General features: G+C 38.6%; 6 protein-coding genes. All 6 read left to right on the top strand.

The features are described 5' to 3' along the window. Nucleotides 1-123: 123 nt before the first annotated feature. The 6 genes from IAE53_RS06665 (at nt 124) to IAE53_RS06640 (ending at nt 13211) form a co-directional block, all read left to right on the top strand. Nucleotides 124-2340: a YhgE/Pip domain-containing protein gene (locus IAE53_RS06665; protein WP_148422864.1), complete on the top strand. Its 2217-nt coding sequence runs from the start codon at nt 124-126 to the stop codon at nt 2338-2340. 59 nt (nt 2341-2399) lie between these two features. Beyond that, nucleotides 2400-2885, top strand: a complete 486-nt coding sequence (locus IAE53_RS06660; RefSeq protein WP_010281828.1) for an Rrf2 family transcriptional regulator — start codon at nt 2400-2402, stop codon at nt 2883-2885. A gap of 155 nt (nt 2886-3040) precedes the next feature. Next, nucleotides 3041-3904, top strand: coding sequence for an AraC family transcriptional regulator (locus IAE53_RS06655; protein WP_148422863.1), 864 nt, complete (start codon nt 3041-3043; stop codon nt 3902-3904). A 113-nt stretch (nt 3905-4017) separates the two neighbouring features. Further along, nucleotides 4018-5310, top strand: coding sequence for a PTS transporter subunit EIIC (locus tag IAE53_RS06650; protein ID WP_311734431.1), 1293 nt, complete (start codon nt 4018-4020; stop codon nt 5308-5310). After that, nucleotides 5297-7522, top strand: coding sequence for a beta-glucosidase BglX (gene bglX / locus IAE53_RS06645; RefSeq protein ID WP_148422862.1), 2226 nt, complete (start codon nt 5297-5299; stop codon nt 7520-7522). Before IAE53_RS06650 ends, bglX begins: the two co-directional genes overlap by 14 nt. Before the next feature lie 280 nt (nt 7523-7802). After that, a complete protein-coding gene (locus IAE53_RS06640) occupies nt 7803-13211 on the top strand; it encodes a S8 family serine peptidase (RefSeq protein ID WP_200136117.1) in 5409 nt (1802 codons plus the stop codon). Nucleotides 13212-13216: the final 5 nt, after the last annotated feature.

Below are 13216 nucleotides of genomic sequence, written 5' to 3'. Positions count from 1 at the left end.
TTGGCAGTTTTATTTTTGAATGTTTGTTTTTTTGATATATTACAAATAAAATAAAGAGCTTGCATATTCTTTCTTTCGGCTATATAATTTATCCATAGATAAAAAAAGGAAACGGGAAAGTTCATGAAATTTTGGAAAAGTACGGAGTGGCAACGTGTTCGAAAAATACGCGGTTTGCCATTATTACTAATTGGAATTGCACTCATTCCAAGCCTTTATGCGGTTATCTTCTTGTCATCATTGTGGGATGCGTATGGTAATGTCAACAAATTACCGGTGGCAATTGTCAACCAAGATCGCGCTGCAAAGATTAACGGTAAGACGCAACATTTAGGAAATAACCTCACCAAAAATTTGGTAGATGGTAAGCAACTAAAAATTATTAAAACCACTAAATCTCAAGCCGCATCAGGTTTGAAAAGTGGTAAATACTACATGACCATCACAATTCCTAGTGACTTCACTGAGAATTCTGGCACACTTTTGAGTAGTAATCCCGTGCAACCAGAAATAAAAATTGCTCACAACACAGGTCAAGGATTTATTGCTGAAAAAATGACAACATCAGCAGCCGAGAAATTGCAAACTAAAGTGTCACAATCGTTACAAAAAGTTTATAGTCAAACACTTGTAACCGCCACGACTGCTTCCAAGGACGGTTTTAATACTGGTTCTGAGGGTGCAAGTCAATTGAGCAGTGGTATCTCTCAATTACAAGATGGCACAAAGCAATTACAAACAGGCACGACCGCATTGCAAAGTGGTTCTGCCCAACTTGTAACTGGTTTGTCGCAGTATACAAGTGGTGTCTCATCAGCTAATTCTGGTTCTGCACAGTTAGTGGCAGGTGCGCAACAACTCGCCACACAACTTCAAAAAGTCAGTGATGAAATTAATGCAAAGCAACAAGCAAAGGCATCTGATTTGGCAAAGTTGGATGCTGGATTGACGGAGCTGACGAAAGGATTGGAAAAATTGGGGGAGATTGAAGCACCCAATATTGATTTGAATTCTGATGACATTAGTAGCAATGCACAAAATTTGACAACTAGCTTGGAGCAATTGGGGGGAAGTCTTACAAAGTCTGGGGCAAATTTAAAAAATATTTCTGATAGCTTATCAAAGTTAATTGCACAGAACCCACAACTAATAGCGGATCCAAGTGTGCAAACAGTAATGAAAAACCTGCAAGATTTAAATACTAATCTACAAGATAGTGGTACTTCAGCAACCGCAAGTGGTCAGGCAGCCCAAAAAATCAACAAAGATCTGCAACCTTTAGTTGCAGCATTGCCAGAGCTAAAAAACTTACAAGCCCAACTTCCTGAACTGAAAGCTCTGTCTAAAGGTACGCAAGCAACTAAGGGTGCGCAACAAGCCATCAAAACCCTTAATGCGAGTCTCACTGAAGTTAGCAACGGTATCGCTACGCAAGCTGTTCCGGGAGCACAACAGTTAGCACAAGGTGCGAGTCAATTGAATGCCGGATTGGGTCAACTAAATGCTAATAGTGGCACCCTTAATCAAGGCGCTTCGCAGCTCAATTCTGGCACCACACAGTTACTAGAAGGTGAAAATCAAGCAATCGTTGCTCTTGGGCAAGCTAACACAGGTGCGCAAACGTTGTCACAAAAATTAGCTGATGGTGCTGTTAAATTATCAAGCATTCATAATCAAAAATCTAATGTGACTGCTTTGTCAAAACCAGTTAAAAAAGATAATTCTGATTTATCTAAGGTTGCTAACAATGGTACTGGTATGGCACCATATATGATGTCGGTCGGTCTGTTTGTTGGTATGGTTGCATTTAGTGCGATATTTGATTTCATGACTGTTGGCAAGAAACCGAAAAATGGTTTCCTCTGGTGGGCTGACAAGCAAACAGTTAATGCACCGGTCTGGATTGCACAAGCACTGTTGATGACGGCATTGCTCTTTATCGTTGACGGTATGCAAACTCAAAAACCAGTCATGACATTCGTAGTAGCTTTGGTAGCATCATTTGCCTTTAATCAATTCGTAATTCTGTTCAATGTTGCATTTGGTAAACTAGGATCTGGTATAATGCTAATTTTGATGGTTTTGCAATTGAGTGCCAGTGCCGGAACTTATCCAATTGAGCTCTCAAATGGCTTCTTTAATGCAATTCACCCTTGGATGCCGATGACGTATTCGGTTCACGCACTACGTGAAACAATTTCAATTGGTGGCAGTGTGGCGTTGGATCTAACCGTATTGTTGAGTTTGGGTATTGTTTCCATGATTCTGACATGGGGTGTTTACCAAATGAAACTAAAGCATAATCAATTGTCATTTCCACAATCATCAGCTGCGGAATAAATGACTTATAAACCTCACTCGTGGGGCTTTGTACATAAAAAGTTGGGAGAAATATCATTATGAAAATGTCTAGTGCTGTTGAGCAAAGTTTAGTTGTATTAGTCATGTTGGGACTACAAAAAGATGGACTGCCAGTTAAAAGTCACATTTTGAGTAAGCATCTTGAAGTTTCAGATTCCTATTTAAAAAAGACCATGCGAAAATTGGTTGTTGCCAATATTGTGGAAGCAATTGCCAGCAAGGAGGGGGGCTTTCGTTTGGCACGTGCCACAAAGTCAATCACGTTATTGGACGTTTACGAAGCGATTGAGGGAAAGGACAGTTTTGTCCATTCTACACAGCTAGCTGATAGAGTATTCCCAGCCAAAAAAGCGGTTGAAACAGGTACACAAGAAGTCCTATCAATCATATTTGATGCCGAGCAAGATTTCAAAAAGCGATTGAAGCAGTATTCAATTCTCGACTTGCTGAAGTTGCGCGAAGATGGTAGCGATGGCATTGATTGGCGTAATTATGAACCACAAAGTCAAACGGCCTTTGTGTGATGGGTTTAAAATGTAAGAGATTAGGGACCAGCTGGTCCTTTTTTGTTTCGACAGGTTATTATTGACGACAAATTATAATCATGATAATATGAAGCAAAATGAAAGCGGTTACATAAAAACTGTCAGTTTACAAAGAAACAAGAGGTATTGATCGTATGACATATAGTCATGAAAGTATTCAAACAACAAATGGATTACCGTTTCGCATTTTTAGTTTTAATGAGCAAAATGACGGCCGCTTTATCCCGAAACATTGGCACCAAAGTGTTGAAATGATATATTGCTTATCTGGTCAATTGAAAGTTTGGCTGATTACTGAAGAATATATTTTACAAAAAAATGATTTCATGGTGATTAACACAAATACCGTTCATGCTACGCAGGGACTCAAAAATAGTCAAGTCATGATTATTCAGTTACCAATACAATTTTTACGTGATGTGACCTTTGGTAAATATCCAAATGAATTTGTTTTTCAAATTAATAGGACAGTTATGAAAAGTGATTATGATGATGCTGTGTTGACTTATTTTAAGCAAATGGCGATATGCAGCCGATATTTCAAAGAAGGTCACAAAACGCACGAGTTATTAATGAATCTACACGTTATGTCTGATATATATGGTTTATTGTCAATTTTATGTGAACATTATGCCGATAAAACCATTGCTGCTAGAAGAAAATTGACTTTTGATCGGACCAGATTGATTAAAGTGATTGATTACTTACATGACAATTTTGTTAATGAGATTACTTTGGCTTCTACCGCAAACGATTTCAATTTTTCCACTAGTTATTTTTCAAAATTTTTTCAACAAGGAATGGGGACGTCATTTACAAGTTATCTCCGTTCTATTCGTTTAGATGCTGCCTTTGAAAAGATGATGACATCTGATTTAGATCTCACAACAATTGCTATTGATTGTGGGTTTGAGAGTTATCGTAATTTTTACAATGCTTTTATTGAAGTTTACCGTGTTGCACCTAGTGAATATCGGAAAATGTCAACAATAATGTGATGGCCAAAATGACAAATATTTACATATTTTAAGCGATAAAACAGCAGGTTAGCCATCGAGAAAGCGCTTACAATTAAATTGTAAAATAAATAGTCAATTCGAAAGAGAGGCGCATGATGAAATTTAACAAGGAAAAAGTAACGGGTCTATTTAACAATATGTCTCCGACTTTAGACAAAATTGGGAAAAACAAGTATCTGCAAACAATTATGGGCGCTATGATGGCACTATTACCACCCATAATTTTGGGATCATTGGCGACACTGCTATCGATATATACCAAAGATTTAAATTACAAACCGTTATCAAATATTTTAAATGGTATTGGCACTATTACGATTGGTGCTATGGCACTGTATTTATCATTTTTGATGGCTAAATATCTAGTTCAAAATTTTATGTCTGATCAAGATGATGGTACCGCAGCAGGTATTATATCTCTAATGTCATTTTTGATCATGACACCATTAGGTTCTTATACATCTAATCATGTGGCCGTTACTGCTATTCCGGTAACGTGGCTTTCATCACAAGGTGTTTTTTCAGCAATGGTGATTGGATTAATCGTTGGCCGTTTATATATTTATATTGTGAAACACGGCTGGACAATTAAAATGCCAGCGGGTGTACCGCCAATGGTTTCACAATCGTTTGCAGCATTAATTCCGGGTATTTTTATAGGTATTATATTTGGTTTAGCCTCTTTCCTATTTGCCATATCATCATTTGGAAGCTTTCATCAAATGATTTTTTCCATTATTCAAGAGCCGTTAAGAGGAATTGGTGGCAACATCTGGGCAATGATTTTGGTTAGCTTACTGATGCAAATTATGTGGTTCTTTGGAATTCATGGTACTAATGTATTATTGCCGTTAGTAACCCCAATTTGGTTATCTATGGACGTTGAAAATCTTAATGCAGTTGCGAAAGGCGTCACACCGCCTAATATTATCGGATTAGGATTTTTCAACATTATTACATGGGGCGGTTTGGCACTTGGATTAGTGATATTAATGCTTTTTGCTAAGAGTAAAAGATATAAAGAACTGGGTAAAATTGCTGTTGTACCGGCATTGTTTGGTATCACTGAACCGGTTATTTTTGGAACACCCTTAGTATTGAATTTTAATTTAGCTATTCCATTTATTTTTAACAATGCAATTGCACTTGGCATATCATATGTATTAATTAAATTAGGGATTGTTGCTCGATTTATCGGTTCGCAAGCGATTTTTGGGCTGCCATTAGGCTTCCATGCGGGAATTGAAGGACACGCTTCCATCATTATTCTGCAACTATTCCTTCAATTGGTTCTATCTACAATACTCTGGTATCCATGGTTTAAACACTTAGATAATCAAACTTATAAAGCAGAAATGGAGGGGGTAAATCATGTCGCCAACTAACCTAAAAAAATTATTAAATAGTCTCACATTGCCCGAAAAAGTCGGTCAACTGGTGCAATTATCTGGTGAATTTTTTGACACAACACAGAATATTGTCACTGGACCAGTTCAAAAGCTGGGCTTGAATCCAGAAATGGTACCACTAGTTGGATCCGTTTTAAATGTGGTGGGTGCTGAAAAAACAAGAAAAATACAGCAAGCATATCTTGAAAATAGTTCCCATAAAATTCCCTTGCTTTTTATGGCAGATATTGTTTATGGGTTGAAAACAGTTTATCCTATTCCACTTGGGATGGGCGCAACTTGGGATCCAAATCTAATTAGAACAGCATATCAAAATACGGCGTCAGAGGCTTATGCCAGTGGTGCTCACGTATCATTTGCGCCAATGGTAGACATTGTGCGGGATGCTAGGTGGGGAAGAAGCTTGGAGTCGACTGGCGAGGATCCTGTGTTGAACGCTAGCATGGCTGCAGCAATGGTAGAGGGATTTCAACATAATCTAGGCAAAGATTCAGGAATAGCGGCTTGTGTCAAACACTTTGCTGCCTATGGTGCTGCTGAATCTGGTAGAGAATATAATAGTGTCGATATGTCAGAAATGAAATTGTTTCAAGACTATCTACCGCCATATAAAGCAGCAGTAGATGCTGGCACCGAAATGGTGATGACGTCTTTTAACACCATAAATGGTGTTCCCGTCACAGCTAGTTCATATCTATTGCATAACGTCCTCCGTGAAAAATGGGGATTTGAGGGTATCATTATCAGTGATTATGCGGCAGTCAATGAACTCATAGCGCATGGGTATTCTTCTAATCAATCTGAGGCTGCCAAAGACGCATTTGTGGCTGGTGTTGATATTGATATGCAGTCTTCAGCCTATGCTAATAATTTAGATAGCATTATCACAGATGGTCAAGTAGATGAATCTAAACTCAATGCTGCTGTTCTAAAAGTATTGCAGTTAAAAAATAAATTAGGCTTGTTTGAAGATCCTTATCGAGGTGCTGATAAGCAAGTTGAATCAAATGCCATTTTATCTTCAGAAAAAAGAGAGTTAGCTAGAGAAGTCTCGAATAAAGCAATGGTATTATTAAAAAATGAAAAAAACATCCTGCCTCTAGACACAAGTAAAAAAATTGCTTTAATTGGACCATATTCAGATGAACAAGAATTACTAGGTTTGTGGGCAGTTCATGCCGACCGGAATGAAACAGTAACAATTGCTGATGCATTTCGTGAAGTGGTACCCTCTGATCGTCTGTTAGTTAGAAAGGGCACCAATATTACTGATGATGTCGAAATGTTACGTGGTTTGGGATTAAGCGATGACGTCATTAGCAAGAACATTTTAACCAAAAAACAAGCTAAAATGGAATTTGATAGCGCTATCGAAATTGCCAATAAATCAGATGTGGTTATTTTTGCAGCAGGTGAGCATACATTTGAGAGTGGTGAGGGTGGCAGTAAAACAAATATAACATTACCAGAAAACCAAAAAAAATTGATCAAGGCCATCAGAAAATTAGGTAAAAAAATTATCCTAGTGACAATTAATGGCAGACCGTTGGTTTTAACCGATATTATTGATGACGTCGATGCGGTTATTGTTGCATGGTTTCCAGGAACAGAAGGTGGTCATGCAATAGCTGATACAATCTTGGGCAAAACAAACCCTTCTGGCAGACTTTCGATGACTTTCCCTTATAGTGTGGGTCAGCTACCGATCTATTATAGCCGCCTCACGACGGGGCGTCCTGAGACAAAATCGACACATAGTAGCCGATTTACTTCCCGGTATATTGATTCCACCAATAATCCTTTGTTTCCCTTTGGATTTGGTTTATCTTATAGTCAATTTAATTATACTGACATGAAGCTGAGTGGTGATGTATTGCATGAAGGTGAAAAACTGACTGTATCAGTTGTGGTATCAAATCAAAGTGATCGAGATGGCATTGAAACAGTTCAGATGTATATACAGGATTTATTCGCCAAAGTAGTGCAACCGGAAAAACGTTTGAAAAGTTTCAAAAAAGTATTAGTTCCTGCAAGAAGTGAGGTAACAGTTTCTTTCGACATTGATGTAGAAATGTTAAAGTATTTTGATAATCAACTTCATTATAATTTTGATCCAGGAGACTTCAAAGTTTATGTTGGCCACGATAGCCTTCATTTAGCCGAAGCTAGGTTTGTTCTTCGAGCGTGAAATATTAGAAAAAAGGTTTGAATTGCTTAACCATTCAAATCTTTTTTTTGATACAAATGTAATTATTCATAATTGAGGGTGTGATTGAAATACCTTAGACAAAGATATAGCAAAAATTTAAAATTTGACAATATTTTTTAATTTAAATAACTGTTATAACGGTTCATATCAATGAAAAATTAAATTATACGTCATTAGGACGCCTTTTCTAATTGAAATTATTCTTTTTTTAATATAACATATACTTTATATTTAATTTTCATTTAAGAAAGGGAGAGTAATGGGAGTTGTAAGAAAGAAAACGACTTCGCTGTTTTTAGTGAGCACAATTTTAAGTTCGTTGGTTATTAATCCACAATCCATCACTGTTTTTGGTGATGTGACGAAAGGATTGACTGATACAGTTTCAAAGGCCAAACTTAAAAAGACACTAGACAGCGCAGCATCGGAAGCAAAAAAGAATCAGAAAACGACTTTTGAGAAAAAAGTCAAAGCACAATTAAAAGCAAAAGGATTAACAGTTCCTAGTTCCTCATCAGAATTGCAGAACAAAACTGTCACAGTAATCGTTGAACTGGATAAAAAAGCGGCAAGTCAGTCAACGGCATCACCAACAGGATCGACAAAGTCAATCAATCTGATTGATAAGGCCACGCAATCGACAATTGAGGCTCAGAAACCAGTTCGTGATCAAGTAGCAAAATTGACAGGCAATAAGCCCAAAAAGACCTTTGGCTATTTGCTTAATGGTTTTTCAATCAATGCTAAGGTGAGTGACATTAGTGCCATTCAAGCGATTAAAGGGGTTAAAGCAGTCACACCTGCTAATGTGTATGCCCCACAAGATCAATCAGCAAATGAAATTGCTAACGTACCACAAGTTTGGTCAAAGTATAAGTTAAAAGGTGAGGGCACACTGATTGCCATAATCGATTCAGGCATTGACCCAACGCACAAAGATTTGACGTTGGATAATAATAGTTCTGAAAAATTAACACAGTCTGAATCGAGTGCAGCAATCCAAAAGCTTGGATATGGTAAATGGTATTCCGACAAAGTGCCATTCGCTTATAATTATGCTGATGGGACTAGTGATACAGTCTACGATACTGGGGCCTCAGAAATGCACGGCATGCACGTAGCGGGTATTACGGCGGCAAATGGTAAGGCAACCGCTGAAACTGGTTCTGATACCACTAAATATGTGGTCGGTGTTGCGCCAAACGCACAGTTGCTAGACATGAAGGTTTTCTCGAACAATGGTGGTGGTGCGTATAGTGATGACATTGTGTCGGCAATCGAGGATTCAGTTAAATTAGGGGCTAATGTTATCAACATGTCCTTAGGTTCAGTTGGTGGCAACCAGGATCAAGACGATCCAGAACAAGAAGCAGTTAATCAAGCAGCAAAAGAAGGCGTTGTACCAGTTATTTCAGCTGGAAACAATGGTTTGTCAACATCTGCTGATGCTACGAATAATCAATCAACTAGTTTGACAAATGATAATGGTACAGTCGGGTCGCCGGGTGTTGCGGCTGATGCAATTACGGTAGCGTCATCTGAAAATACAACAATGGTCTCACCATGGTTAGATTTGACGACAGCTGCTGGGGCGCAAACACTCAAAGATCCGCTTGTCACACAGCTTTCGGATAAAGCTGATCTAACTAAACTGAATGGCAAAGCTCTTTATTTGGCTAAAAACGGTAGTGACGGTTTACCTGGTGTTGGTAACGCTAAAGACTTTGATAGTGATGTCAAAGGCAAAGTTGCTGTTGTCATGCGAGGCAGTATTGCCTTCACTGAAAAGCAGGAAAATGCTTTAAATGCTGGGGCAGCTGGTTTAATTATTATTAATAATAAACCTGATGAAACGGCGCTTAATTTTTCAATGAACACGTCAATTACGACAATGGCTATTTTATATGATGGTGGGCAATCACTGTTAGCCTACGTTAAGGACCACAGCAATCAAACTTATAATTTTGCAGTCAAAAATTTGACAACGCCAAATGCTAGCACTGGCAAAATGTCTACTTTCAGTTCTTATGGGCCAACGCCTGATTTGACATTAAAACCTGATGTTACTGCACCAGGAGGTAAAATCTGGTCAACTGCAAATAATAATAGTTACCAAGAAATGAGTGGCACGTCAATGGCGTCGCCATTTACAGCCGGTGTATCGGCGTTGGTAACACAATCACTTGCAGGAAGTGTTGCAGCAAGTAATATTAATCAATATGTGAAAACTGATTTGATGAACACGGCTGTGCCGCTCTATGATAAGGACCATCCTGACGCGATTGTCTCGCCACGTCGTCAAGGTGCGGGATTAGTGCAAGTTGACAAAGCAGTCGATAACAAAGTATTTGCGACGACCACGTCCGGTGATGCGTCGATTTCGTTGAAAGAAATCACTAGTAACACACAGACTATGACGGTTCAATTAACTAACAATGATAAAGATAAGGCCACCTATTCTTTCAACAACTACGGTGGTGTTTGGACAAATAGTGCTACTAGCCAGCAAAATGCTTATGATGACAAATTAAGTGGTGCTGCCATTAATTTGGCGTCGGCTACTAATCACAAAGGTGAAAGTGTTTTAGATGGCAATCAAAAAATTACTGTTGCAGCGAACGATACAGTGACTGTTAAAGTAAAACTTACGTTGCCACAACAGGTAACAAACTCCTATGTGGAAGGCTATGTTGGCTTCCAAGCCGAAAATAATGGTGTGACGACAAGTGCTCAAAACTTAGTTGTGCCATATCTTGGTTATTACGGACAATGGAATAGTCAAAAAATATTTGATGATCCCATTTGGACGGGAAATTCTTACTATGGTACTTCTTATTTCATGGATGGTGAACAAAATATTTTAGGTTTGAACGCCAAAGGTGATAATATTACCCCAAGTAATATCGCATTTTCACCGAATTTTGATGACAGTCAAGATACAGCGACGCCTATTGTGAGTTTGTGGCGTAATGCAAAAAATCTGACTGCGCAAATTTATAAAAATGATCCGGATGATGATAAAAATGCAAACCAAAAACCAATTAGAACTCTCTATATCGATCCTGAGGTAACTAAGACTTACTATGACGCATCTACCGGAAGCTATACCAGCTATACTGGAAATAGCTTGAGGTGGGATGGCACGGTTTGGAATGCTAAAACAGGTCAGTACGATACAGCAACAGATGGTCAGTACTATTATAAAATTTCCGCTGAATCTGAATCGGGAAGTACTGACAAACAGTCACAGACCTTGCCAATCAAGTTGGACACAGTTGCACCAACGATTGATTTTGATAAATCAAGTTTGTCGGTTGGCAGCGATGGCGCATATCATCTGAAAGCGACTGTAAAGGATGAACTGAGTGGTATCGCTTCATTTGGCAAAGTTGTTGTCGCAATAAACGGTGTTAGTGCAACTTATGACCAACCATTATCAGACAGTCATACATTGAAGCAAGCAATTGATGTGACTTTGAATGCTGATCAAGTTTCGGCGCTTCAGGCTGGCAAAAATAATATCCAAATTGGCGCTTATGACAACGCCGGAAACTTTGGAAATGCTGAAGAACTTGTACAAGCACCGGATAAAACAACTTATGGTCTCGTTCTTTATGATCTCAATGATAACGAAGTCATTACAACTAATTCAGCCATCTATCACCGTCGTTATAACACGATAACCTTAATGGGATCATATCCTTCAAACTTTTACGTCAATGGTAAGCTGGTTGAGGCTGACCCACAGACTCAAGTGTTTGATATGACAGATAGCAAGAATGGTATCCCGTTGCCAGAAGATGGTAAATTTGTATTCAGTACGGATGAAGCAGGGAAAAATGTGATTCGAGTTGTTCAAACAAGAATTTCGGTAACTGAACCAGTCGTCCACTTAGATCATGCGAATGAAAACTTGTCAACCGACCAAACAACCTTTAATATGAGTGGTACTCTAGACGATATAGATTCGCTAGACACTTTGGTAGTAGGTAACTTGTCTACCAATCAGATTACTAACATTACTAAGGATGTTAAGAGTACTGGCGACAATAAGGGCTCATTTTCTGCCGATGTGCCACTACAGTTTGGTGACAATACACTCGTTGCACAAGCAGCGGATAAAGATGGCAATGTTGATGACGTCGTTAAATTTACGGTGAATAGTTCAGCTGATGCACAATTCATTAGTGACCCAAGTTCTGTCATATCGTTTGATAATGACTTGAATTATGGTTTGAACGTTGTGTCATCAACAACGAGTTCGTACGATAAAGATACACAGACGTTGACAATTAGTGGTCATTTGAAACACGCAGTTGACGATAACGGCTTGATGATAGGTGAAACTGCGGGTCCTAAGCGTACAGTAGTCAACTATGATCCGAAAACATTGACTTTTGAGACCAAGATAAAAGCAGCGCCAAATACAAAGGTATCTGTACCTGTTCAGGTGAAATATCAAGGACAAAACATTGTCGATAATAGTCTGCAATTCTATATTGATACAACATTACCTGATTTGAGTTTGTTTAATGAAAGCTCGTTACAACGCCTTTCAGATGGCTCATATCAAATCAAAACTAATCAGTCGCCATATCAGTTAAGTGGTAGTGCGAATGATAATTATGATGGTTACGCAATTAACATCAATGGCGATATGATTGAAAATCAAAAGTTTTCATTTATTTTTAGTAAAGGTAACAACGGGCAGATGAGTCAGTTTAATGTACCGTTAGATTTGACGACTGGTGACAATATCGCTGATATTACGGTTAGTGATGCTGTTGGTAATCAAACCAGTAAAAAGGTCAATGTTCGCTATTATAAAGGAACATTAGACCAGCCGATTATTAGTGCAAGCACAACAGCGCCAACAAACAAGTCGGTATCATTGACAGCTGAAGCGGCAAAGTTACCAACAGATGCCCCAAGCGATGATAGTATTCATACAGAATATAGTCTCGATCAGGGTAAATCTTGGATAGAATACAACGATCATGTTGTCATTGGTGCAAATACTAAGGTTGAATTTAAAGCTGTGGACGATTATGGGAATGAATCAGCAGTTGTTACAACATCTGTAACCAACATCGTACCTCAAATTGAATCCCAAGCTACTATTTCAACACAATATGATGCTGCGCATAAGACAGCTATTGTGTCATTAGGAATGACGGATCAATTGCCTAATCCCGATGTTGCGGGCACGTCACTCCAATATAGCTTAGACGAAGGCAAAACTTGGCAAGCCTATGAGAAGTCATTGACTATTGCTAAAAAACAAGTTGTTCAAGCAAGAACAATTGATAAGGCTGGTAATGTTGGTCGTGTTATGACGGTGACGTTGTTTGCTGATAAAGGCGCAAAGCCTTCCGGAGATCAAAAATCGTCGAGCAATGGTAATAGTTCTGGTTCTGGTTCAAACGGCAGCAGCGAGAGTCAAAGTGGCAACGTATCTGGTAATCGTAAGACTGGTTCTGATTTGACACCGTTCAATTCGTCAAGTTCAGCATCCGCAACCGCACTAACGGCTAAAAAAGCCAATAATGTTGGTAAGGCTGCTTTACCAGACACAGCTGGATTGATTACTTTGTCTGTGGTGGTTGCAGGTATGGTTGTTTCGTTAATTTTTATGACAATAGTGACCATTAAACGTAAACATGATTAAGATCT

It is taken from the genome of Leuconostoc sp. S50, assembly GCF_016624925.1.
Lineage (GTDB): Bacteria > Bacillota > Bacilli > Lactobacillales > Lactobacillaceae > Leuconostoc > Leuconostoc pseudomesenteroides.
The sequence above is the reverse complement of the archived record's forward strand: the minus strand, read 5'-3'. Positions and strand labels throughout refer to the sequence as shown.

What these genes read in the sequence shown, in the direction of transcription:
- bglX (WP_148422862.1), top strand. Translation starts at nt 5,297, where the DNA reads ATGTCGCCAACTAACCTAAAAAAATTATTAAATAGTCTCACATTGCCC.
- IAE53_RS06660 (WP_010281828.1), top strand. Translation starts at nt 2,400, where the DNA reads ATGAAAATGTCTAGTGCTGTTGAGCAAAGTTTAGTTGTATTAGTCATG.
- IAE53_RS06665 (WP_148422864.1), top strand. Translation starts at nt 124, where the DNA reads ATGAAATTTTGGAAAAGTACGGAGTGGCAACGTGTTCGAAAAATACGC.
- IAE53_RS06655 (WP_148422863.1), top strand. Translation starts at nt 3,041, where the DNA reads ATGACATATAGTCATGAAAGTATTCAAACAACAAATGGATTACCGTTT.
- IAE53_RS06640 (WP_200136117.1), top strand. Translation starts at nt 7,803, where the DNA reads ATGGGAGTTGTAAGAAAGAAAACGACTTCGCTGTTTTTAGTGAGCACA.
- IAE53_RS06650 (WP_311734431.1), top strand. Translation starts at nt 4,018, where the DNA reads ATGATGAAATTTAACAAGGAAAAAGTAACGGGTCTATTTAACAATATG.